This window comes from Mesorhizobium sp. WSM4313, from assembly GCF_002294725.1.
Lineage (GTDB): Bacteria > Pseudomonadota > Alphaproteobacteria > Rhizobiales > Rhizobiaceae > Mesorhizobium.
The window spans coordinates 163,196-186,357 of sequence record NZ_NSFT01000003.1; the positions used below are offsets into that span (position 1 = coordinate 163,196).

Below are 23,162 nucleotides of genomic sequence, written 5' to 3' on the forward strand. Positions count from 1 at the left end.
CTGTGGTTCTTTCTGTGAGCGAGCGTTTTTGTGACCGTCCGCAGGCAAAAGTCAAACGGATTGGAATGGCCGTGTCGGAAGATCTGAAGAATTGGCAGCCGCGCCCGCGGCCGGAGCGCAAAGCGATAGAGGGACGCACCGTCAGGCTCGAGCCGCTGAGCGCGGCAAAGCATGGCGACGGCCTCTACGAGGCCTCCTCGGTTTCGGATGCCGGCGGACGTTTCGCCTGGCTGCCGGACTATCCGCCAGAGACCCGCGCGGCCTTCCAGCCTTGGCTGGACAAGGCCGAAGCGAGCGAGGACCCGCTGTTCTTCACCGTCATCGACAAGGCGAGCCGCAAGGTCGCTGGGCGTCAGACGCTGATGCGCATCGACGCCGCCAACGGCGTCGGCGAGATCGGCAACATCTATTGGGGTCCGCTGATCTCGCGCAAGCCGGCCGCGACCGAGGCGCAGTTCCTGTTTGCGAAATATCTCTTCGACGATCTCGGCTACCGCCGTTACGAGTGGAAGTGCAACAACCGCAACGAGCCCTCGAAGCGCGCCGCCGAGCGCTTCGGCTTCAGGTTCGAAGGCATTTTCCGGCAACACCTTGTGGTCAAGGGTGAAAACCGCGATACGGCGTGGTATTCGATCATTGACAAGGAGTGGCCGGCCTTGCGCAACGCCTATGAGGGCTGGCTCGATCCGGCGAATTTCGACCGCGAAGGCGCTCAGAAGCGGCGGCTCGAGGATTTCCGCGCTGATTTCGGCGCGTGACAGGAGTTCAGCGATGGCGCATGACCACGCTTCGCACGATCACGGCCCGGCCGGTCCCGGCCATGTGCATGGCTCGACTGACAAGAAACGGGTGCTGATCGCGACCTGCCTGACCGCGGGCTTCATGGTCGCCGAGGCGCTAGGCGGCTGGCTGACCGGATCGCTGGCGCTGGTCGCCGATGCCGGGCACATGCTGGCCGACGCCATCGCGCTCGGTCTCGCCTGGTATGCCTTCCACCTGACAGGCCGTCCGGCCACCGGCCGCCTCACCTATGGCTTCGCCCGGGTGAAGACGCTGGTCGCCTACACCAACGGCATCGCCATCTTCGTCATCGCGCTCTGGATCGTCTACGAGGCCTGGGGGCGGCTGATGAACCCGGCGCCGGTGCTCGGCGGGCCGATGCTGGTGGTGGCGGTGGCAGGCCTCCTGGTCAACATCGCGTCCTTCTTCGTGCTGCATGGCGGCGATCGGGAAAGCCTCAACATGCGCGGCGCCATCCTGCATGTGCTGGGCGACTTGCTGGGTTCCGCGGCGGCGATCGTCGCCGCCATCATCATCGTGGCGACGGGGTGGACGCCGATCGATCCGATCCTGTCGGTGCTGGTAGCGCTGCTCATTCTCTCGACAGCATGGTCGCTGATGCGCGAGGCGGCCCACGTCCTGCTCGAAGGCGTGCCGGCAAGCCTCGACCGCGACGTGGTCGCCAAGGACATCGAAAGCGCGGTCAAAGGCGTGCGCGAGGTGCATCACATGCATGTCTGGTCGCTCGACGGGACCTCCAACATGGCGACGCTGCATGCCTGCCTGAACGACGGCGTCGATGCGCATGTGGCGGTGAGCGCCATCAAGAAGCGGCTTGCGGTCAAGCACGGCATCGAACATGCCACGGTCGAGCCCGAATTCGGACAATGCGCCGACAGCCATGACGAGCACGACCACCATCATGATCACGACCATGCGCATGATGCGCCGCGCGATCGCCGGCACTATCACTGATCGCGGCGTGATGATGAACCCGAACAGCCTCGAACTGAAGAACGTCAGCTGATGGATCGTGACACCCGCAACGCGGCGACGGCCGCGGCCGTGATACTGCTCGTGTTCGGCCTCGCCGCCTATTTCCTGCCGGCCATCATGCTGGCCGCCGGCAAGGTGTCGACGGTGCTCGCGGCCGTCATCGCCGCGATCTTCATGGTCGGTCTGTTCGTCGTCCTGTGGCTGCGCGGACGCAGCCAGCGCAAGAAAGGTCTCTGAAGATGAGAATACTGATCACGGGCGCGGCCGGCATGGTCGGCCGCAAGCTTATCGCGCGGCTCGCCAAGGACGGCGCCTTGCGCGGGCGAAAGATCACGGCGCTCGACCTGCATGACATCGTGGCGCCGCAGGCGCCGGCGCTCGCCGGCGTCGATGTCTCGATCCATACCGGCGATCTTTCCGCGCCCGGCGCCATGTCCGCTCTCGTGGCTCCGCGCCCGGATGTGATTTTCCATCTGGCGGGCATCGTCTCGGGCGAGGCAGAGGCTAATTTCGACCTCGGCTATCGCGTCAATCTCGACGGCACGCGCACCCTGTTTGACGCCGTGCGGCTGGCGGCGTTCGCGCCGCGCCTCGTCTTCACCTCGTCGATCGCCGTGTTCGGCGCGCCGTTTCCGGACGTCATCCCGGACGAATTCCATCCGACGCCGCTCACCTCCTACGGCACGCAGAAGCAGATGAGCGAAGCGCTGCTCGCCGACTATACGCGGCGCGGCTTCTTCGACGGCATCGGCATCCGGCTGCCGACGATCTGCGTCCGCCCCGGCAAGCCGAACAAGGCGGCGTCGAGCTTCTTCTCAGGCATCATCCGCGAGCCGCTCGCCGGGCAGGAGGCGATCCTGCCGGTTCCGCGTTCGGTGCTGCATACCCATGCCAGCCCGCGCTCGGCGGTGAATTTCCTCATCCATGCGGCCGAGATCGACGGCGACAAGGTCGGCCCGCGCCGCAACCTTACAATGCCGGGCGTCGCCGTCACGGTCGGCGAGCAGATCGAGGCGCTGCAGCGCATTGCCGGCGCCGAGGTCGCGCAGCGGATTCGCGAGCAGCCCGACGAGACCATCTGGGCGATCGTCAAAGGCTGGCCGACGCGCTTCGAGGCGAGGCGGGCGCGGGAATTGGGGTTTACCGCCGAAAGCAGCTTTGGCGAGATCATCCGCGCGCATATCGAGGATGAGCTTGGCGGGAAGATCGCCTGACGTCTATCGATGCCAAGTGATGCCGGCCTGACCCGAAGCTCAATACAGCTTTGGGCACTGCCTGGTCAGGCGCCGCCCGACAGGCCGGCCGACAGAAGCAGCAGGCCGACCAGGAAGATGAAGGCGGCGCCGCCGATCTCGACGATCGAGTGGATGCGGTTGCCGATGCGTCCATCGCCGGCGAAATAGACCGCCCAATTTTTGGCCAGCACCGCGATCGTCGCCAGCGCCGAGACGGTGATCGCGGTGCCGATCGACATCGCCAGCACCGACAGCAGCCCTCCTACCCACAGTCCGTTGAGCAGCGCGAAGCTCAGCACGATCAGCGCGCCGGAGCAGGGGCGGATGCCGACGGCGGCCACCGCCGACCAGGCGGTCTTCCAATCGAAGCGGTCACCCGACAGCATTGCCGGATCCGGGGCATGCGAATGGCCACAGGTCTCGCAGACTTCTCCCGGGCCATGATCGTGGTGGTCGTGGTCGGTGTGATGGTGACCGTGCGAATGATCATGATCGTCATGCACGTGCAGTGCATGCGTATGAGCATGCGAGTGGCCCGCATGCCCGCCATGCGAATGACCGGCATGAGCGGCCGACAGGCTGTAGGCAGGCGTCCTGCCGAACAGGCGCAGGATCGACGGCCCGAGCTTGCGCCACAAAAGCCAGGCGCCGAACAGCGTCACCAGCACGTAGCTCGAGATTTCGAGGAACCAGGCCGCATCGGTCATCGAGATCGCGGTGCCGCGCAGCACGAAATAGGCAAGCATCATGACGACCACCGCCGTCAGGCCCTGCAGCATCGCCGAGACAAAGGAGAGCATGATGCCGCGTCTCAACGCCACTTCGTTGGCGACCATATAGGAGGAAATCACCGCCTTGCCGTGGCCGGGACCGGCGGCGTGGAAGATGCCATAGGCGAAGGACAAGCCGATCAGCAGCCAAAGCTTGCTGCCGTCCTGGCGCATCGCCTTCATGGCGGCCGCCAGCGAATGGTAGAACTCCTGCTGACGCAGATTGATCCACATCAGGATGTGGGCGAACGGACCGGTGGTGGTGGGCGCCAGGCCGTCATTGGTGCCGATGCCGAGCGAACTTTGCGCATGCGCGACGACAGGCAGATGGGTCACAATCAAGGCGGCGGCCAAGAGCCCGAGGGCCAGTCGGATATTCGTGGGATGCCCCACGAATATCCGCTTGGATTCCCTTGTTTGTCGCAGGTTCCGATCGCAAAACCGTGAGACACTTTTGCGGAACCTGCTTGCGCGCAGCGACGGTTTCATCACCAAATCATCCTTCCGGCGGGCAGTTCAACTCGAGCTTGGTGGCGAAGATCTTGCTCATGTTGGTGCCTGTCGGATCGTTGAAGAACGCCTCCGTCAGGGTCTTCTGGTTTTCCTTGATCGCCTCGTCAGGATCGGGCCGGATGACCTTTTTGGTGCAGGTCGATGGCAGGCCTTCGACGGCAAGGTTGGCGTCGTCGGTGAAGTCGATCGCTGTATAGAAGGTCGGATCGTAGACGCCGATGTCGACTTTGCCGGCGAGCTTGATCGGGGTCTTCGGCTGCGACTCGAACAGGATGATCAGCTGGTCGTTGTCGAAGTTCGCCATCAGATGCGGCGGCGGCACCATCGGCACGTCCTTGCCGTCCTGGGTGACGAGCTGGAAGTAATTGAACTCGGCCAACGAGGAATGGACGGTGTCGGCCACTTCCTTGAGCTCTTTGTCGTCAAGTTTCAGATCGGAGTTCTTGTCGAACTCCATCATCACCGTACTCGAAAAAAGGTCGTCGAAGCGCCAAAGGTGGCGCAGCGCCGTCACACTTTGGTGATCCTGGCTGAGGATCACGTCGAGGCGAGCCTCGGCGAAGACATGCGGGTGCACCTCGGCCTGCTCGACCGAGGCGAACGTGGCCACTATGGCCGAAGCCAGCATGGCTGCTTGCCGTTTCAGATGCATTCCGGGCCGCGATTCCATCGACTTCGGGAGTGAGGGCCCGAGAGTTAACATAAAGGGGGCGAAATTGGGACGCGGGTTATCACGCTGTGTCGCGCGTCTTGAACCACTGCACCAGGAAATCGACGAGGACCCTTACCTTGGCCGGCAGATAGCGGCGGTGCGGGTAGACGGCGAAGATGCCGGTGCCCGCCAGGAGACGATCGTCGAGCGCGGTGACCAGCTTGCCGGATGCGACGTCGGGGGCGGCGACGAAATCCGGCAGCATGGCAAAGCCCAGGCCGGAGAGCGCGGCGGCTCTCGCCACGATCGGGCTGTTGACCTCGATCGGGCCCGAAACGGCGACGCTGATGGAGTCCTCGCCCTCGCCCTTGAAGCGCCAGTTGGACAGCGAGCGGCCGTTGGTGTCGACGATGCAGGGCATGTTGGCGAGATCCTGCGGACGTGTCGGCTTGCCATGCTTGGCCATCAGCTCCGGCGACGCGCAAAGCCTGACCGAGAACGGCGCCAGCCGCCTGGCGATCAGCGAGGAGTTCTCCAGCCGCGAGATGCGCACGGCAAGGTCGAAGCCTTCCTCGACAAGATCGACGAAGCGGTCGTCTAGATGGATGTCGAGCACGATATCGGGGTGCTGCCTGGCGAAGTCGACCAATGACTGACCGATCGGCGCATCTGCGAAGGTACGGGCGGCCGACAGCTTGATCCTGCCGCGGACGTCGCCGGAAGACTGGCGCACAGCCTCGGCGAGGCTGTCGACCTCACGCACGATCTCGGAGGCGCGCTGATAATAGGTGTGGCCGGCTTCGGTCAGCGAGAACTGGCGCGTTGTGCGGTTCAAGAGCAGCGCGCCGAGCTCGTCCTCCAGCTCGCGCACATATTTCGACAAGAGCGCCTTGGAGCGGCCGATCTTGCGCGCCGCGGCCGAAAAGCCTTCCGCCTCGACCACGTCGATGAAGGCGCGCATGCGCGTCAATGTATCCATGGTCAGACCTTTCGTACCGCGTCTAGAATCCTCCGGGCGAGCCGTATCAGGGCAACGTCGCTGCCGGAAGGGCCGAGCAGCGAAAGACCGAAAGGCGCGCCATCGACGGAGCCGATCGGCAAGGTGATCTGCGGAAAGCCCGAAAGACCGGAAAGGCACAAGAGATGCAGCGCCCTTTCGCGGTAGGCCTGGAACTGTTCCGGCGTGCTGGCGGCGAGCGGCGCCGCGCCGGGAACGGTGGGCAGGACCAGAAAGCCGTTGTTGCCGAGCAGCGCCCCGAATTCGGCCCGGAACGCCAAGCGGCGCGCGGCTTCGGTGGTGGCAGTTTTGGCATCGATGGTGCGGCCGAAGCCGAAACGCTCCTCGACGCCCGGGCTGAGCCGGCCGCCGGCCGAGATCCAGGGGCCATGCTCGCGCCAGGCCTCGAAGGCCTGCAGGCGGCGGAAGCACCAGTAAAGCTCGTCCGGGAAAGAAGCGAAGGCGTATTCGGTCTCCACCGGCTGGCCGATGACGCCGGCCGCCAACGCCTTTATGCGCGCATATTCGGTGGCTTCCGCCGGACCCATGACGAAAGCGTCAAGCCAGCGGATCGACAGCGGCCGGTTGAGCGGGTGCTGGTGCGGATCGCGGCCGAGCAAAAGCTTGCCGACGGTCTCATAGGTCTCGATGTCGTCGGCGAACCAGCCGAACGTGTCGAAGCTCGATGCTAGCTTCATCGCGCCGTCGAGCGGGATGCGGCCATGGGTGGTGCGCAGCCCGATCAGGCCGCAGAAGCTTGCCGGCGCGCGGATCGAGCCGCCAGTGTCGGAGCCGGTGGCGATGTTCGCCAGCCCGCCGGCAACAGCGGCCGCCGAGCCGGAGGAGGAGCCGCCGGTGACGCGCTCGGGCGCGGCGGGATTGATCGGGTAGGGGAAATGCGCGTTCTGGCCGAACAGCGAGAAGGCCAGCTCGTCGGTCTGGGTCTTGCCGACGAATCGCGCGCCGGCGTCGAGGATCGTCTGCACCGCTTGCGCCGTGCGCGAGGCAGCGTGCGCCTCCTCGAATTTTTGCGGGTTGCCGCAGCCTGTGCGGTAGCCGGCAACGTCATAGATGTCCTTGACGGCCAGGCGAAGGCCTGCGAGCGGGCCCAATTCCGCATTCGCCACAGGCATTTGGCGCAGATCGAGGAAGGCGTTGAGCGGTGCTTGAGTTCCTGGCATCGTTCGATATCCGGATACAGTGCGGCAAGCATTGTTCGATGCCAGAAATTTTACAACCTGCGCTTACGATTTTTATTGATTGTGAAACCCTTCGCTCCTATATGGCGCTTGCCCAAAGTCGCACGTGCCTGTGGGTGTCCGCCGATCCTCGAATGGTGAGGGCAATCGGTAAGGTAACTGGAGCCAACCCCTCCAGTCGGTCAGTGGCCAACCACAAGACCGAGGACACCTTGAAGCAACGACGGTGCGGGCCTTTCTGGTTCTCTTCCGGTTGTCCAAAGACCGGGGTTACTAAAGAGGCACACCTTCATTGCCGGCAGTGCGGACGGGGTCTCCCATCCAAGCCAAGGCAGACAAAGCGAACCGAGGCCGGGCAAGGCCAAGGTTCACCGCCGCGAGACGGCGATTCGTGGTTCCGGGGTCTCCACCGGCTGGTTCCATGGATTTTCCGTCCCGCCTTTGTCCACCGCGAGTTCGCGAGGCTGAGCGCCCGCGTTCCGCAGCCTTTGTGCGCGCCGAAAGGCGCCAATGGAGAGACCTCGATGGCCACTCAGCGCATCCTTGATTTCCTCGCCACCCGACGTCCGAACGGCCCTTGCCTCGTCGTCGACCTCGATGTCGTGCGCGACAATTTCCGCGCCTTCGAGAAGGCGTTGCCCGATTCCAAGATCTACTATGCGGTGAAAGCAAACCCGGCGCCGGAAATCCTGCGCCTGCTTGCTGCGATGGGCTCGTCCTTCGACACCGCATCGGTTGCCGAGGTCGAGATGGCGATGGATGCCGGCGCGCCGGCGGACCGCATTTCCTTCGGCAACACCATCAAGAAGGAGCGTGACATCGCACGCGCCTACCAACTCGGCATTCGCCTCTACGCGGTGGACTGCGTCGAAGAGGTCGAGAAGATCGCGCGTGCCGCTCCCGGCTCGCGCGTGTTCTGCCGCGTGCTGACCGACGGCGAAGGCGCGGAATGGCCGCTGTCGCGCAAGTTCGGCTGCGAGCCGGCGATGGCCGTCGACGTGCTGCGTCATGCCAAGGGCCTCGGCCTCGATGCCTATGGCGTGTCGTTCCATGTGGGCTCGCAGCAGACCGACCTGTCGGCCTGGGATCGCGCGCTGGGCGACGCCAGGAAGGTGTTCGCGACGCTCGCCGAGGAAGGCATCGTCTTGAAGATGGTCAACATGGGCGGCGGCTTCCCGACCCGTTACCTGAAGGACGTGCCGGCGGCCCAGGCCTACGGCCAGGCGATCTTCTCGGCCCTGCGCAAGCATTTCGGCAACGCGCTGCCCGAGACGATCATCGAGCCGGGACGCGGCATGGTCGGCAATGCCGGCGTGATCAAGTCGGAAGTCGTGCTGATCTCGAAGAAGGCCGACAACGACAATGTGCGCTGGGTGTTCCTCGACATCGGCAAGTTCGGCGGTCTCGCCGAGACCATGGACGAGGCGATCCGCTATCCGCTGGTCACCCGCCATGACGGCTCGGAGACCGCGCCCTGTGTGCTCGCCGGCCCGACCTGCGATTCGGCCGACGTGATGTATGAGAAGACACCTTATCCGCTGCCCTTGTCGCTGACCATCGGCGACGAGGTGCTGATCGAAGGCACCGGGGCCTACACGACCACCTATTCGGCGGTCGCCTTCAACGGCTTCGAACCTCTCCGATCCTACGTGATCTGAGCATTTCGCAAGAAACCGCTCAGATCAAACCGGCGCGGGCGCCTGTCGCCCGCCCGGGCTCGCTTGTGGGACAGATCTCCGCTCGTGAAGGATCGCGGACATGGAATACCTGACCAAATCGGCCTTCGCGGCCACTGAAATTGCCCCCTCGTCCGGACCGTTGGCTGAGCTTTTCTCCGCGGGGGAGAATGGCTCGACGGCAGCGCTTCTCGGCTCATTTTCTTACGGCGAACCGGTCTCCACTTCGCCTGAAAATGGGTTTGCGCCCTCCCTGGCCCTGCGGGCACAGGCTGGCTCGCGCGGCGCGCCGGACGAGGGGGCCGCCCAGGCGCCGGCCTTCGTCATTCTTGGCGAAGGCGCGGGCGACGTCGCGGCGCGCGAAGCGCTGCTCGACCGCGCCATGGGGCCGAAGCGCAAGAAGAAGTCATCCGAGAAGCTGCGGCGCGGCCGCCGGCCCTCGGAAGGCCTGGCCTTTGTCGCCCGCGATGCGTCGGGCGCGGTCGTCGGCACGGTGCGGCTGTGGGATGTGAGGTTGGGCGAGGGCGGTCCGGCAGCGCTGCTGCTCGGCCCGCTCGCGGTCGAGCCGGGATTGAAGAGCGGCGGCATCGGCTCGGCGCTGATGCGGCACGCACTCGCCGAAGCGGCGCGGCTCGGCCATGGCGCGATCCTGCTCGTCGGCGATGCGCCGTATTATGGACGCTTCGGCTTCTCGGCCCACCGAACCGGGGCGCTTGCCATGCCCGGCCCCTATGAGCGGCACCGGCTTCTGGCGCTGGAACTGCAGGAAGGCGCGTTGGACGGCGCCAAAGGCACGATCAAGGCCGCCGGCCGCAAGATCAAAGGACAGGCGCTGGATTTCGTCGCCTGAAACCTTTGTTTTCACGCAATTCCGGACGGAAAACCGCTACGCACGTTTCCTGGAATTGTTTTAGGTTCGACAAAAACAGCAACGCCGCCCGATGGGCGGCGTTGCTGTTTTTGCAAAGGGTCAGCCGAGCAACTGGCTGAGTGCCATGGCGACGGTCATGTCGCCCTCGACCTTCAGCTTGCCGGACATGAAGGCCATGGTCGGATTGAGGTCGCCGGCAATCAGCGAGTCCAGATCGTCGAGCGACAGCTTGACGGTGCAGTCGGTCGGCGCGTCGGTGGTCGAGACGGTCGCGCCGTCGATGACGATGACGCCGTCGCTGCCGGTGTCGAACTTGACCGAATGCTCGAAGCCGGCGCTTGCCACGCGCGACTTGATCTTGTCGGCAATCTCCTGAACGCCCATGGCGGTTCTCCTCGTTGGTTGCGTTGACGCGCACCGGCGCTTGGCCGCTGGGCGAGGTAGACGCGCCGCGCTCCAGCGCGACCACAGGCGCATATAGCTTCGAGTTGACGTTTACGTCAACGCGGTCACCATGCGTCATATCGCTTAGGGAAACTGGGCCATGTCTATCGCCGCGGACGCGGCCACGCAGTCAATGCTCCGGCGCCGCCTGGAAAGGCTTGGTCATCGCCGCCGCGGTGTCGCCGGCATTCTTGCGGCGCCGAAGCGCGTTGTCGCGGATATCGTCCTTGGACAGGAAGTTGACCTGGTCGATCAGCACCTCGTGCACCAGCTCGACGCCGACGCGGGTGTTGATGGTGTCGCGGATCGACTTGCGGAAAGCGTCGAGATCGATCGATTCCTTCTTGGTGAAATCGATCTGCGGGTTGGAATAGAGATAGGAATAGACCTGGTCGGTCATCAGCGCCTGCGCCGGGATCGACAGCTTCTTTATCTGGTCCGGCTCAACCGTGTAGACGAGCTTGGTGAGGAAATAGCCCTCGATCGTCCCGTCGCGCAGCAACGGCACCGAGATCATGTCGGTCTTGACATAGTCGAGGCCGCCCAGCATCGGCTTCGGCGGCTCGGCCGCGCCGCGCTGGCCCGCCGCCTGGAAGGAATAGAAGACCGCGCCGAGCGTCACGGCGCAGATCCACAGCGCGGCGGCGATGAATTTTATCACCGGGTCTGTCCTTGCGCCTCGATCATCTCATCAGGCTCGCGCCATTCCGAACTCACCGGCCGAATAGGTGCCGTCGGTATCGGCGCGCTGGATGGCGTTCCTCAAAAGCGTGGCGACTTCGTTGACCGCGTTGAGATGGGCAAGGATCGCCGCCTCGTTCCTAGCCAGCTTCTGGCGCAGCCGCAGCAGGCCTTCGCGATGCTGCTCGAGGAATTCGATCTCGTTGGCGCCCTTCATGGCGCGGTTCAGCTCGTAGAGATACCGGCTCTTGCGCGCGTTCGAGGCCTTGAGATCATAGGCCGTTCCGCTGCGGATGCCGGCGGTTTCCTCGTCCACGACTTCCTCGATGCGGCCGATGATGGCGGCGAGGTTGCCGGGTCGCGCGGCGGCGGGCGCCGCCATTGCGCTGGTGCGTGCGGGAAGGTTGGAAAGGTCCGTTTGGTCGGCCATGTAGGTCCCTAGATCTTAATATCTGTTTTTATGGTCGTCTCGTCGCCGGTCATCGACCGTGCTGCTTTGCGCTCAAGCTCCTCGATCATCGAGGCCGAAAGCCGGGTCTGCCGGTCGATCTCGGTTTTCTGCGCTCCACCGGCAATGGGGCCGACCGGCACCTTGTGCTTGCCGTCGAGATAATGGTCGGCAAGCATGGATCTGGCGATGCCGATGCCGCCATGCGCGGCCATGACATCGGCCACCTTTTCGGCGAGCTGCGACTTCCACATGTCGCCGGCCAGGCCCTTGCCGTAAACACCCTCGGTGTCCTTGGGCATCATGTTCTGGATGAAGGTGGTCAGCACCATCGCCTCGAAGCGCTGGAACTTCTTCGCCGGATTGGCGGCTTCCGCCTTGTCGGCCGTTGCGCGCGAGAGAATGGAGCCGGCATCGACCGTCGCGGATGGATCGACAGAGAAAGGCGCCGAGGTGCCATTCGCCCTTCTCGCGAGCGCCGCGCGCGCGGCCTCGACATCGGCCGGCTCCGCTGCGCGGGCAACGTCCATGACGATGTCGCTGGGTGGGGAAATGGCCAAGAAAGTCCGCCCTTTGCCGGTTTTGTTAGTTGCACAATGACTGAAGAAGCTTGTGGCAGGCTTGCGATGATCAGCCGTCGGAGGTTCGCTTCTGCATGATCAGATCGAGCCGCTCGCGGTCGGAGCGTTCGCGCTCGTCGCGGCGGCGCTCGTCCTTGTAGGCGCGCTCGACCATGTTGGTGCGCGCCGTCGCAGTGGCGATCAGCGATACTTCCTGGCGGGCGTTCTCGAGGTTCCGTTCCTGACGGCCGAGCGCGTCGGTGATGCGGCGGTGGTAGATTTCCGGAAAGAGGGAACCCAGCGAGCTGTCGGTGTCGAAGCGCTCGATCAGCTCCTTGGCCTCCGTTTCGGCCTTGACGGCGGCGGCGAGGAAGCCGGCATGGCGGGTCTCGTGCAGCGCTTTCAACTGCTCCTGCACCTTGACCAGTTTCTTCAGGCGGTCTTTGCGCGCAGTCATGGCTATCTCGCCAGCGTGAGGTCGACGAAGCCGTCGACGAACAGCGACAGCAAGGTGCCGACGGCGAAATAGAAGATGATCATGCCGCCGGCGATGACGAAGGGCAGCGAGATGAAATAGACCGGGATCTGCGGCGTCAGCTTGTTGACGAAACCGATCGTCAGATTGACCAGGATGGCATAGGCGACGAACGGGCTGCCGAGCCGAATGACCAGAAAGAACGCATCCGACACCGTGTCGGTGACGTCGACCAGGGCGGCCTGCGGGTTGAAGAACACGTTGACCGGAGCGACCTGGTAGGAGGCGACGAGCGCCTTGACGATCTCGTGGTCGAAGTCGAAGACGAAGAGCAGAAGCAGCGCCGAGAACGAGATGATGGCGGCAAGCGCCGCCTGCGGTTCCGGCTCCTCGATCGCCGGTCCGCCCGAGCCGCCATAGCCGATCAGCATGGCGATGGCCGAACCCATGAAGCGCAGCGCCTCCATGTAGAGCCTGGTCATGGCGCCGATCAGGCCACCGACCAGGAGCTCCGAGACGATCATCGGCGCCAGGACCTGCGGGCGCGGATCGACGAACGGGTAGATGCGGTCCCAAAGGAAAGCGAGCAGGCCGCCGGTGGCGGCGAGCGAAACGAACAGCCGGATCTGCAGCGGCACGCGGGCGCTGGACAGGCCGGGCATCAGCATGAAGCAGGCGCCGATACGGCAGAAGGCGAGGAAGGCGGCGATGACGACGCCTTGCGAGAGCGCGTTCACGAGATTGTTCCGAGCACCTTGATCTCGACGCCCTTGGCGATCTCGACATGGCTGAGAACGGGAAGCGTCGTGAACAGCCGCTCGATGATCATGCGTACATAGGGACGGGCGTCGGGCGCGGTGACGAGCACAAAACGCTCGCCGGCCTCGAGATGCTTGCGGATCGCCTTGGTGGCGTCCTGGCCGAATTCCTCGAGCTGACGCGGATCGATGTCGAACTCGCGCACCTCGCCCTTGGCGTCGCGTTTGAGGCTCTGATGGAAGGCCAGGTCCCAGCGGTTGCCCAGGCGCAGCACCTTGAGCGTGCCGCCTTCGGAGAGGTCGCCGCAGATCTGCTGCGCCATGCGGATGCGCACGTGCTCGACGATCTGCTCTGTGCGGCGCACATGCGGCGCGATCTCGGCGATCGCCTCGATGATCAAATGCAGGTTGCGGATCGAGACGCGCTCGGCGAGCAGCAGCTTCAGCACGGCCTGCAGGCCCGGATAGGAGATGTGCGAGGTGCATATCTCGTCGGCGAGCTTGCGGTATTCCGGGTCGAGCCGCTCCAAGAGCGCCTTCATGTCCTTGTAGGACAGAAGCTGCGGCAGGTTGTTGCGGATCACCTCGGAGAGATGCGTGAGCAGCACCGACATGTTATCGGCGAAGGTGAAGTTCTCGCGTCTCAGATCCTCGGCGAAGGTTTCGAGCACCGAATAGGCGCGCATGCCGAAGGCCGGCTCGCGAATTTCCTCGCCGGGGATTTCCGGCACGCCGCGCGTGCCGAGCAGCACCATGATCTCGCCGACGCGCATCTGGTATTCGGCGACCACCGTGCCGTGCACCTTGATCTGGTAGCTCTTCGGCGGGATGGCGAAGTCGTCGGCGACGCGCACCTCCGGCACCACGAAGCCGTATTGCTGGGCGAATTTCTTGCGCATCTTCGACATGCGGAACACCAGTTCCTGATGCGCCACCATCAGCCTTGTCGAAAGCTGCTTGCCGATCAGAAGCTCGATCTCGGCGGTGACCAGCGAGGCCTTGACCGAGTTCTTCTCCTCCTCGACCTTGTTCGCCTTTTCCTGCGTCTTCAGGGCTTCGGCGGCGGCACGCTCGCGGCTCAGGCGCAGCGGGATGATGTAGCCGAGGCCGGCCATGCCGCCGGCAAGCGCGAAGAAGGGGAACAGGGGCAGGCCGGGCATCAGGCCGAGGATGACCAGCAGCGAGGCCGCGACATAGAGCGCTCGCGGATGCGCGCCGAGCTGGCCGAACACCGCCTGGTTGGTCGAGCCGCGCGTGCCGCCCTTGGAGACGAGCATGCCCGCGGCGAGCGAGACGATAAGCGCCGGGATCTGGGTGACGAGACCGTCGCCGACCGACAGCTTGATGAAGACGTCGGCCGCCTGGCCAAGGCCCATGCCGTGGCGCAGATAGCCGATGGCGATGCCGCCGACGATATTGATGGCGGTGATGATCAGGCCGGCGATGGCGTCGCCGCGCACGAATTTCGAGGCGCCGTCCATCGAGCCGAAGAAGGAGCTCTCCTCCTCCAGCTCGCGGCGGCGCAGCTGCGCCGTCTTCTCATCGATCATGCCGGCGGAAAGGTCGGCGTCGATCGACATCTGCTTGCCGGGAATGGCGTCGAGCGTGAAGCGCGCGCCGACCTCGGCGATACGGGTCGCGCCCTTGGTGATGACGATGAAGTTCACCACGATCAGGATCATGAAGACGATGAGGCCGATGACGAAGTCGCTCGACATCACCAGCTTCGAGAAGCCCGAGATGACATAGCCGGCAGCATGCGTGCCCTCGTTGCCGTGCGACAGGATCATGCGCGTGGTGGCGATGTTGAGCGATAGCCTGAGCATGGTGGCGATGAGCAGCACGGTCGGGAAGGACGAGAAGTCGAGCGGCCGCTGGATCCACAGCGCCACCATCAGGATCAGCACCGAAAGCGCGATCGAGAAGGCGAGGCCGATATCGATCAGGAAGGCCGGAATCGGCAGGAACAGCACCGCCAAGATGAAGACGATGCCGAGCGCGAAGAAGATGTCGCGGCCGTTCTTGACCGCCAGGCCGGACGGTAGTGTTTCGCTGATCGCCATGTCGTCCTCAAATCCAGGGCAGCCACGCACAGGGCAGGCCCTCGACCGTAGCCCTCCAAGCTTGCGCGAAGGTGGGAGAGCGGCTACGGCGCCTTAGCCACTTATCGGAAGGGAAAAGCGCATGCTCCTGATCATCGGCACGGTCCGCTTGCCGCCCGACAGGCTCGACCAGGCAAAGCCGGCGATGCAACGCATGATCATGGCGAGCCGCGCCGAGCCGGGCTGCCTCGACTATTCCTACGCGCAGGATGTGCTGGATGCCGGGCTCATCCATGTCTCGGAGGCCTGGAGCGACCGTGCCGCGCTCGAAGCCCACTTCAAATCGGCGCATATCGCGGAATGGCGCGCGAGCTGGGCCGAGCTCGGCATCGGCGAGCGCAAGCTCACGCTTTTCGAGACGGACGGCGGCGCGCCGACCTGATCGTGTGAGGCATTTACGGCTGTGCCGCATCCGCGGTCGCGACGGCGACCAGCCAGCGCCGCACGGCGCGTTCTTCCGCGGCGGAGAGGCCGGCGGGCGGAGCTGCTGGCGATCTTCGTCGTACAAGACGATTCCGGCCCTCTCACCATACCGGTGCCCGACTAAGTCTATCTCCTGGTCACGCGGCAAGTCTTGCTTAAGACTAATGCGGCGCAACGCCAAAATGGCCACATGCGGTCGGCATTGCGGTTGCCACGCAAAGCCGCCGCGCGTATCAGGCACGGCAGTTCTTATCTTTCGCATACCGGCGAGCCGCTTCGTTGCCTGCCAGAAACGACCCACAAGTTTACGCCCGCCGGCTTCGCGCGGTGCTGATCAGCTCGATCCCCGTGCTCGAGGCGCGCGGCATCGTGATCGTGCTGATGGCCGGCATGGTCGGCGTCATCGCGGGCGCGCTGGTCACCGGCATGAGCGCGCTGGTGCAAGGCATGCATTACCTGCTGTTCGACGTGCAGCCGGGCGGCCGGCTTTCGGCGATGTTCTCGCTTGCCGACCCCGTACAGGCGATGTTCCCGGCGATCGGCGGCCTGCTGCTCGGACTTTCCGTCCTCTGGCTCAGAAAGCGCAAGTTTCGCACACCTGTCGACCCGATCGAGGCCAACGCGCTCTATGGCGGCCGCATGTCGCTCACCGACACGTTCATCATCGTGGCGCAGACGATGATCTCCAGCGGCTTCGGCGCCTCGGTCGGATTGGAAGCCGGCTACACGCAGATCGGCTCCGGCGTAGCTTCCCGACTTGCCCGCGCCTTCCACCTGCGCCGCAATGACGTGCGCATTCTGGTCGGCTGCGGTGCGGCCGGCGCGATCGCCGCCGCCTTCGACGCGCCGCTGACCGGCGCCTTCTACGGTTTCGAGCTGGTCATCGGCATCTACTCCGTCGCCAATGTGGCGCCGGTGATGGCGGCGGCGATCGCCGCTTCGCTGACGGCGGAAATGTTCGGCGGCGTGCCGTTCCCGCTGGAACTCTCAGGTCTGCCGAATCTGACCGCCAGCGAATATGTGCCGTTCCTGCTGCTGGGGCTGCTCGGCGGGGCTGCCTCGATCGCGATCATGCATCTGGTGAGCATCGTCGAGCGGCTCTTTGTACGGTTGTCGATCGACGTATCGGTCAGGCCGTTCATCGGCGGCATCTTCGTTGGCTTGCTCGGGCTGGTCACGCCGCAGGTGCTCTCCAGCGGCCATGGCGCGCTGCACCGCGAGTTCGCCATGAATTATGCCCTTCCCGTGGTGGCGAGCGTCTTCGTGATGAAGCTGGCAGCCTCCGCCATCTCGCTCGGCTCGGGCTTCCGCGGCGGCCTGTTCTTCGCCTCGCTGTTCCTGGGGGCCTTGCTCGGCAAGGTCTTTGCCGGCGTCATGGCGCTGACCGCGCCGTCGGCTGGCATCGACCCGGCGGTCGCCGCCGTCGTCGGCATGACCTCGCTTGCGGTGGGCGTCGTCGGCGGTCCGCTGACCATGACGTTCCTGGCGCTGGAATCCACCCGCGACCTGACGCTCACCGGCGTGGTGCTGGCCGCCTCGATCATGTCGGCGATCCTGGTGCGCGAGACCTTCGGCTACTCCTTCTCGACCTGGCGTTTCCACCTGCGCGGCGAAACGATCCGCAGCGCCCATGACGTCGGCTGGATGCGCAGCCTCACCGTCGGCTCGATGATGCGCAAGGACGTCCGCACCGTCCCTGCCTCGACCACGCTCTCCGAATTCCGCAAGGAGGTGCCGCTCGGCTCGGCGCAGCGGGTCATCGCCGTCGAGCAGGCCGACCAATATGTCGGCATGCTGCTGGTGCCGGAACTGCACAGCGATCGCTCTGATGGCGAAATGCCGGTGAGCACGCTCGCCCAGTTCAAGGATGCGGTGCTGGTGCCGTCGATGAATGTCCAGACCGCCGCCGAGACCTTCCAGCGCACCGGGGCCGAGGAACTGGCGGTGGTCGAGGATTTCGACGAGCGCATCGTGCTTGGCCTGCTCACCGAAAGCCATCTGATGCGCCGTTATGCCGAAGAGCTCGACAAGGCGCGCCGCGATCTGTCGGGTGAGGGCTAGTCGGTCGACGGCACAGCCACTCGCAAGCTCTACATGATCCAGAGCGCCGACTGATCGTCGACCCTTTGCACGCCGAAGCAGGCTTCGGACGACGTGCGATCAGTGATCGATCGGCCCCTTCGGCGAGACAAGCGTCGTGCCCGCGGTGGTCGGACGCTCGATCATGCGGCGCACGCGCGGCGGGTTGTCGCCGCTGTGCAGCGCGCGGATGCGTTCGCCGACCACGGCGTCGGCATGGGTGGCGCGCCGGTTGTGGCGGATATACTCGACCCAGGTCGGCGTGTGGTAGTGCTCGATCCACACCGACGGATTTTCGAGGTCGCGGGCCAAAGTCCAGTTGCGGGCGCCGTCACGGCGGCGGATGCGGCCGCGCTCGGCCATGGTCGCCAGGAATTCCGGCACGTCCTCCTCGCGGATGATGTATTCGATCATGATAGCGATCGGGCCGATGCGCGGCTTGAGGTCGAGCGCCAGCATCGGTTCCTTGAAACGGTTGAGCGGATCGAGGTTGAGCACCGTCTGCCGCGGCAAGGGTAGGACGAAGCCGATGGCGCCGCCGGCGAGCATCGCGACCGCCGCAGCGGTCAACGCGGTCTCCGCGCCATGCGCGTCGGCGACGACGCCCCAGATCCAGCTGCCCAGCGCGATGCCGCCGAAGGTCGCCGTCTGGTAGATCGACAGCACGCGGCCGACCACCCAGCGCGGCGTCGACATCTGCACCGTGACGTTGAAATGCGAGAGCGCGATCACCCAGCAGGCGCCGCCGATGAGCAGGCCCGCCGATGTCTGCCAGGCATTGTGGCTGACTGCGGCGTTGAGGGCGCAGAGCGCGAAGCCGCTAAAGGCCATGCGCACCATCGTCTCGCTGGACAGCAGCTGCCGCAGCCGCACACTGATCAGCGCGCCGCCCACCGCGCCGATGCCGAAAGCGCCGAGCATGATGCCGTAGGTCAGCGCATCGCCCTTGACGACATCGCGCGCCACCAGGGGAAGAAGCGCCAGCACCGCGCCGGCGCTGAAGCCGAAGGCCGAACCGCGGACCAGCACCTTGGCGATGTTGGGCGACATGGCGACATAGCGCAGGCCGGCGCCCATCGCCGCGCCGAGCGACTCGCGCGGCAGGGTTTGCTCGGGCAGCGCCGGCTTCCAGCGGGCGAGCACGACGATCAGGCCGATATAGCTGACGGCGTTGGCGGCGAAGGCGGCCGCCGCACCCGCGGCGGCGACGATGACGCCGCCGATGGCCGGGCCGACACTGCGGGTGATGTTGAAGCCCAGCGAATTGAGCGCGACCGCCGCCGGCACCTTGGCGCGCGGCACCATGTCGCCGACCGAGGCCTGCCATGACGGGCTGTTCAGCGCCGTGCCGCTGTCGATCAGGAAGGTGAAGGCAAGCAGCGTCCAGGGCGTCATCCAGCCTTGCCAGGTGAACAAGGTCAGCAGCGCCGAGACGACCAGCATGAAGGTCTGCGCCACCAGCATCACCTTGCGGCGGTTGAAGCTGTCGGCGATGGCGCCGGCAACGAGCGCGAACAGCATGATCGGCAAGGTAGTCGAGGCCTGGACCAGCGCCACCTGGTAGGGCGAGGTAGCGATCGTGGTCATCATCCAGGCGGCGCCCACGCCCTGGATCAGGCCGCCGAAATTCGACACCAGGCTGGCCGACCAGACGGCGCGGAAGATGCCGTGCCGGAACGGCGCCAGCGCGGAGACGCGTTCGCTTTCCGGCTCGTCGTCGATCATGGTTGCGCCTTCGTCCGCTTTAGAGGCTCGCCGCGCCCGCGCAGGCGGGCGACTCGCCAAAGAGTGCGACCCAACAACAGGATGGCAAAGGCGAAAATGCGTCGGTGAAGCTTTAAGCCAAGCATCTGGCCTGTCTGGACCAACTTCTGGCTATGTCGCGTTTCTCGCCTCGGCATGCAGGGCCTCGGTCAGGCCGCCTGGCGTCTCGCCATTCATGTAAAGCCTGAGCAGCATTTCCATGCCGACGAGACGCAGGCGCGACGTTTCCTGGCTGCTTGCCATGTCGATCAGGTCGTCCAATTCGGAAGCAGACCATTTCATCGCGTCGCGTAGCAGACCGCCGCGCAGCAGGCCCTGCGTGCCGGCTGAAAAAGCGGCCCCGATCTCGAAACCGTTCTTCGCTGCGCGAACATTTTCGCGCGGCAGATGGCGTTCGGCGACCTTCTTGAGCAGCCACTTGCCGGTCCCGTCGCGATATTTCTGCCGTCGCGGCAAATGAAGGGCGAAGTCGATCAGCCGGTTCTCGAGGAACGGCACCCTGAGCTCGACGGACGCCGCCATGCTCAACCGGTCGTGCCGGTGCAGCAGGTCCTGCAGGTGCGAATAGAGGTCGTAAAAACAGCTTGCCAGGAAAGCGCGATCGCCGGGCGGCGCGACACCGTCCAACCTGTCGAACAGCTTGGTCTGCAGGAAGTTCAGCTCGGGGGACAGGGCTCTGAGCGCCATGGCGCGGTCCGTCGGCGAGCCGCGACCGATCGAATTGCGGAACGGGGCGCGGCGCAATTCGGCGAATTTGCGGTCGCGCCCGGCTTTCGACCGGAACAGGCGCTGCAGCCAGGACTGGCGCCAGAGCCTGATCGTCGATGCCTGCCATTTGTAGCCGCCGAAAAGCTCGTCGGAGCCCTCGCCGGTCAGCAGCACCTTGACGCCGTCGGCGCGGCACTGCTCGGCAAGCGCCAGCAGCGCCGCGTGGCTGGCATGCCAGCCATCGGTTTCGAGATGCCAGACCGCGCGCGGCCAGAGCTCGAGGAACCGGTCTCTGTCGAACGGCACTCGGCGCAGGCTAACGCCGATATGGCGACCGGTCCGCTCGGCATCCTCGGCCTCGCTGCGGCCGAGCTTCGGGTCGACGACATAGCCGTGCAGCTCGGGCCTGAAGCGTTTGGCAAGCGCAGTGATCAGGCCCGAATCGATGCCGCCGCTGCAGGCGGTGGCAAGGCTGGTATCGGCGATGCAATGCAGCTCGACACTTTCCTCGAGCAGCGTCTGGAGCATCGCCATGTGTCCGGCGTCGGACGTCTTGTCGCCGGCGATGCGCGCGGTCTCGAGGACGTCGAGGACGTGCCAGAAGCGGCGCTTGTCGATGCCGTCCCCGGTGATCTTCCAAAGGCCGGCCGGCGGCAGCCGCTCGATCCCGTCGAAAACGCTGTAGCTCGAATCGCGGCTCTGCCAGGCGAGCCGCAGCGTCAGCTCGCGCGTGTCGATCCGGCGGGTAAAGTCGGGGCAGGCGAGGATCGCCTTGTCCTCGGAGGCGAACAGAACGCGGTCGCCGGTCTCGGCGACCGACATCGGTTTGATGCCCAGCCTGTCCCTGGCAAGCCACAAGGCGCCGGCGCGGGCATCGAAATAAGCGAAGGAGAACATGCCGTCGAACAACGGCACCGCCTTTTGCGGGCCCCAGTGATGCAGGGCCTGAAGCACCACCTCGGTGTCGGACACCGTGCGGAACGTCAGGCCTTCCGCCTCCAGCGACCTGCGCAACGCGCGAAAATTATAGACCTCGCCGTTGTAGCAAAGCACACTGTCGCCGGACGCGATCAGCATCGGCTCGCGCGCGGCGGGCGATGGGTCGATGATGGTCAGCCGGCGATGGCCGAGCGCCAGGCGGGCGTCGTTCCAGTTGCCGTGATCGTCGGGACCGCGATGCGCCAATGCCTGCATCATGCGCGCGACGTCGCGACGATCGCCGCTGCCGATCGGATCGCGCTTTCGCCAGACGCCGGCTATTGCGCACATGGCCCGCCGGCCGTTTCTGCCCGATGCATCGCTTCCTGAAGTGGCCTAGGACAAGGGCACCGGCCGATGCCGGCGCGCTTCACAATCTAGCTGCTACAGATTCCGCCGCAAGAGATCATCCGGGGTCGGGGCGAAAGGCTACCCGACGCTCGCTGCCTTGCGTCAGAAGCCGTGCTCGATGCGTTCGAAGATGACGTTGGTGAAGGCCGAGATCTGGCCGCCGATGAAGGGGCCGGTCAGCGCCACCACGAGCATGATGGCGACGATCTTCGGCACGAAGGTCAGGGTGATTTCCTGGATCTGGGTCAGCGCCTGGATGAGCGCGATGCCGATACCGACAACCATCGCCACCAGCACCACGGGAGCGGAAGCGGTAAGAACCGTCCACACGGCGTACTGGACGATGTCGAGGGCATCGGCCTCGTTCATGGCTGACCTCTCGCGAGCCCGCTAAAGCGGGTCGCATGAAAAACAGTACACGCGACCTGTTTTTGGCTTTGATTTAAGCATGTCTTTGCCCCGAAAACCGGATCCACTTTCGTGAGACATGCTCAGGCGGCCGGCTTGATCGACACGCCCGCGCCGACGGGAACCTGGGTGCCGTCCTGCAGCACGGCGATCAGGCCGCTGCTGGAGAGCGTCACCGAAGCCACCGTTCCGGTTGTCTTGCCGTCGGCCGAGGTGATCGAGCGGCCGATCAGCGCATCGGCCTGCGACAATGCCGAGGACTGCATGATCTGGTCGAGCTTGGTGTTGGTCTGCACCGACTGCTCGACCTGGGAGAAGGTGGCGAGCTGCGCGACATATTGCGTGGAATCCATCGGCTTGGTCGGATCCTGGTTCTTCATCTCGGCGATCAGGAGCTTCAGGAACGACTGGTAGTCAACCGCCGTCTTGGAAGTCTTCTGGCTGGCCTGGTTGGCGCCAACCGGGATCGTTGTCCTCATGTCGACGGCCATCTTATGCTCCTACAGCCAGTGCGCGCGGCGTTTGGGAAATGTCGTCATCGTCTTCGAGCACCCTGCGCTCGAGCGGATAGAGCGCGCGGATCGCTTTCAGCGCCTCGTAGATCTCATCCTCGCCGACCATCCGGTCGATCTGCTTCAGGCTCTTGCAGATGTCCTGATTGTCGAAGCTTGCGATCAGCATCGGCAGCGAGCGGCGGAACATCTCGCGCGCCTCGGGGGCGCCGAGCGGGTTGATCAGCATGATCTGCACGATGAAATAAAGCTGCCTGAGCGGCGTAGAGGCCTGATCGGCCTGGAGGACGTGGCTTTCGAGCAGGAACTGCACGTCGTTCATCAGCTCGATGGTGACCTTGCGGTCGACGCGGATGACCGCGCCGTTGATATAGATCTTCTCGTTGGGCTTTAGCGAGATCTTCAGCGTGTTGGTCATTGGATGCCGTCTCGGATGATCTGGGAGACCTCGATCAGTCCTTCGAAATTGTTGGTGCGGCCCTGGCGGATGTCTTCCGTCTCGCGCAGCAGCCATAGGCCGATCGAGATCAGGTTGGCGCGCAGTTCCTTGGGCAGGGCGTTGTCGCTGGAGCCGAGATCCTCGACGAAGGTGGTCCAGATGCGGTTGGTGAAATGCAGCGCCTCGACGGCTTCCATCGACTCGGTGCCAACGGCTGCTGCCGCTGCCAGCATGTCGATCGACCGGGTGAGCAGCTGCCGCTCCCGGTCCTTGGCATCGGCGACGGAGTCGGTCTGGATGTCGGCGTAGGAGAATTGATACATCGTCGGCGCTCTGGCGTTCC

General features: G+C 64.8%; 25 protein-coding genes. 8 read left to right on the top strand and 17 right to left on the bottom strand.

The window, feature by feature from the left end; all coding sequences use genetic code 11:
• Positions 1–71: 71 nt before the first annotated feature.
• The 4 genes from CK219_RS08605 to denD are packed head-to-tail and all read left to right on the top strand — an operon-like array spanning position 72 to position 2,990.
• Positions 72–758, top strand: coding sequence for a GNAT family protein (locus CK219_RS08605; RefSeq protein WP_095766708.1), 687 nt, complete (start codon positions 72–74; stop codon positions 756–758).
• A 13-nt stretch (positions 759–771) separates the two neighbouring features.
• The gene (locus tag CK219_RS08610; RefSeq protein ID WP_095766344.1) at positions 772–1,755 is read left to right on the top strand and encodes a cation diffusion facilitator family transporter; all 984 of its coding nucleotides are present in this window, start codon (positions 772–774) and stop codon (positions 1,753–1,755) included.
• A gap of 51 nt (positions 1,756–1,806) precedes the next feature.
• Positions 1,807–2,013, top strand: a complete 207-nt coding sequence (locus tag CK219_RS08615; RefSeq protein WP_095766345.1) for a hypothetical protein — start codon at positions 1,807–1,809, stop codon at positions 2,011–2,013.
• Between the two features lie 2 nt (positions 2,014–2,015).
• Positions 2,016–2,990: a D-erythronate dehydrogenase gene (denD, locus tag CK219_RS08620; protein ID WP_095766346.1), complete on the top strand. Its 975-nt coding sequence runs from the start codon at positions 2,016–2,018 to the stop codon at positions 2,988–2,990.
• Positions 2,991–3,055: 65 nt separating this feature from the next.
• Here denD and CK219_RS08625 read toward each other — a convergent pair whose 3' ends face one another.
• From CK219_RS08625 to CK219_RS08640, 4 genes are all read right to left on the bottom strand, one after another.
• On the bottom strand, positions 3,056–4,123 hold the full coding sequence (locus CK219_RS08625; protein ID WP_280950875.1) for a nickel/cobalt transporter: 1,068 nt from the start codon (positions 4,121–4,123) through the stop codon (positions 3,056–3,058).
• A gap of 154 nt (positions 4,124–4,277) precedes the next feature.
• The gene (locus CK219_RS08630) at positions 4,278–4,946 is read right to left on the bottom strand and encodes a DUF1007 family protein (RefSeq protein ID WP_095766709.1); all 669 of its coding nucleotides are present in this window, start codon (positions 4,944–4,946) and stop codon (positions 4,278–4,280) included.
• A gap of 79 nt (positions 4,947–5,025) precedes the next feature.
• A complete protein-coding gene (locus CK219_RS08635; protein WP_095766348.1) occupies positions 5,026–5,925 on the bottom strand; it encodes a LysR family transcriptional regulator in 900 nt (299 codons plus the stop codon).
• Between the two features lie 2 nt (positions 5,926–5,927).
• Positions 5,928–7,124 (bottom strand): amidase, encoded by a 1,197-nt coding sequence (locus CK219_RS08640; RefSeq protein ID WP_095766349.1) that lies wholly within the window; start codon positions 7,122–7,124, stop codon positions 5,928–5,930.
• 542 nt (positions 7,125–7,666) lie between these two features.
• Here CK219_RS08640 and odc2 point away from each other — a divergent pair.
• Together odc2 and CK219_RS08650 are read left to right on the top strand one after the other, a co-directional pair.
• Positions 7,667–8,800 carry an ornithine/lysine decarboxylase gene (odc2, locus tag CK219_RS08645; RefSeq protein WP_095766350.1) on the top strand — a complete coding sequence of 378 codons (1,134 nt, stop codon included), beginning with the start codon at positions 7,667–7,669 and terminating at the stop codon, positions 8,798–8,800.
• Positions 8,801–9,143: 343 nt separating this feature from the next.
• The gene (locus CK219_RS08650) at positions 9,144–9,668 is read left to right on the top strand and encodes an N-acetyltransferase (RefSeq protein WP_245340444.1); all 525 of its coding nucleotides are present in this window, start codon (positions 9,144–9,146) and stop codon (positions 9,666–9,668) included.
• A 120-nt stretch (positions 9,669–9,788) separates the two neighbouring features.
• Here CK219_RS08650 and CK219_RS08655 read toward each other — a convergent pair whose 3' ends face one another.
• The 7 genes from CK219_RS08655 to flhA form a co-directional block, all read right to left on the bottom strand.
• Positions 9,789–10,073: an SCP2 sterol-binding domain-containing protein gene (locus CK219_RS08655; protein WP_027165149.1), complete on the bottom strand. Its 285-nt coding sequence runs from the start codon at positions 10,071–10,073 to the stop codon at positions 9,789–9,791.
• A 190-nt stretch (positions 10,074–10,263) separates the two neighbouring features.
• Positions 10,264–10,794 carry a hypothetical protein gene (locus CK219_RS08660; protein ID WP_095766351.1) on the bottom strand — a complete coding sequence of 177 codons (531 nt, stop codon included), beginning with the start codon at positions 10,792–10,794 and terminating at the stop codon, positions 10,264–10,266.
• Between the two features lie 30 nt (positions 10,795–10,824).
• On the bottom strand, positions 10,825–11,244 hold the full coding sequence (locus tag CK219_RS08665; RefSeq protein ID WP_095766352.1) for a hypothetical protein: 420 nt from the start codon (positions 11,242–11,244) through the stop codon (positions 10,825–10,827).
• An 8-nt stretch (positions 11,245–11,252) separates the two neighbouring features.
• On the bottom strand, positions 11,253–11,822 hold the full coding sequence (locus CK219_RS08670; RefSeq protein WP_245340427.1) for a rod-binding protein: 570 nt from the start codon (positions 11,820–11,822) through the stop codon (positions 11,253–11,255).
• Positions 11,823–11,892: 70 nt separating this feature from the next.
• On the bottom strand, positions 11,893–12,279 hold the full coding sequence (locus CK219_RS08675) for a hypothetical protein (RefSeq protein ID WP_095766354.1): 387 nt from the start codon (positions 12,277–12,279) through the stop codon (positions 11,893–11,895).
• 2 nt (positions 12,280–12,281) lie between these two features.
• Positions 12,282–13,034, bottom strand: a complete 753-nt coding sequence (gene fliR, locus CK219_RS08680; protein ID WP_095766355.1) for a flagellar biosynthetic protein FliR — start codon at positions 13,032–13,034, stop codon at positions 12,282–12,284.
• Positions 13,031–15,118: a flagellar biosynthesis protein FlhA gene (gene flhA / locus CK219_RS08685; protein ID WP_095766356.1), complete on the bottom strand. Its 2,088-nt coding sequence runs from the start codon at positions 15,116–15,118 to the stop codon at positions 13,031–13,033. Before flhA ends, fliR begins: the two co-directional genes overlap by 4 nt.
• A 121-nt stretch (positions 15,119–15,239) precedes the next feature.
• Here flhA and CK219_RS08690 point away from each other — a divergent pair, with 121 nt between their 5' ends.
• Together CK219_RS08690 and CK219_RS08695 are read left to right on the top strand one after the other, a co-directional pair.
• Positions 15,240–15,539, top strand: coding sequence for a putative quinol monooxygenase (locus tag CK219_RS08690; protein ID WP_095766357.1), 300 nt, complete (start codon positions 15,240–15,242; stop codon positions 15,537–15,539).
• Positions 15,540–15,859: 320 nt separating this feature from the next.
• Complete coding sequence (locus CK219_RS08695; RefSeq protein WP_095766358.1) at positions 15,860–17,641, top strand: chloride channel protein; 1,782 nt, start codon at positions 15,860–15,862, stop codon at positions 17,639–17,641.
• A gap of 99 nt (positions 17,642–17,740) precedes the next feature.
• Here the strand turns inward: CK219_RS08695 and CK219_RS08700 are convergent, their stop codons facing one another.
• The 6 genes from CK219_RS08700 to flaF form a co-directional block, all read right to left on the bottom strand.
• Positions 17,741–19,384, bottom strand: coding sequence for an MFS transporter (locus CK219_RS08700; RefSeq protein ID WP_095766359.1), 1,644 nt, complete (start codon positions 19,382–19,384; stop codon positions 17,741–17,743).
• A 150-nt stretch (positions 19,385–19,534) separates the two neighbouring features.
• A complete protein-coding gene (asnB, locus tag CK219_RS08705) occupies positions 19,535–21,400 on the bottom strand; it encodes an asparagine synthase (glutamine-hydrolyzing) (RefSeq protein WP_095766360.1) in 1,866 nt (621 codons plus the stop codon).
• 162 nt (positions 21,401–21,562) lie between these two features.
• Complete coding sequence (fliQ, locus tag CK219_RS08710; protein ID WP_095766361.1) at positions 21,563–21,829, bottom strand: flagellar biosynthesis protein FliQ; 267 nt, start codon at positions 21,827–21,829, stop codon at positions 21,563–21,565.
• A 122-nt stretch (positions 21,830–21,951) separates the two neighbouring features.
• Positions 21,952–22,359, bottom strand: a complete 408-nt coding sequence (gene flgD, locus CK219_RS08715; RefSeq protein WP_095766362.1) for a flagellar hook assembly protein FlgD — start codon at positions 22,357–22,359, stop codon at positions 21,952–21,954.
• Between the two features lies 1 nt (position 22,360).
• On the bottom strand, positions 22,361–22,798 hold the full coding sequence (gene flbT / locus CK219_RS08720; protein WP_095766363.1) for a flagellar biosynthesis repressor FlbT: 438 nt from the start codon (positions 22,796–22,798) through the stop codon (positions 22,361–22,363).
• A complete protein-coding gene (flaF, locus tag CK219_RS08725) occupies positions 22,795–23,142 on the bottom strand; it encodes a flagellar biosynthesis regulator FlaF (protein WP_040989989.1) in 348 nt (115 codons plus the stop codon). Before flaF ends, flbT begins: the two co-directional genes overlap by 4 nt.
• Positions 23,143–23,162: the final 20 nt, after the last annotated feature.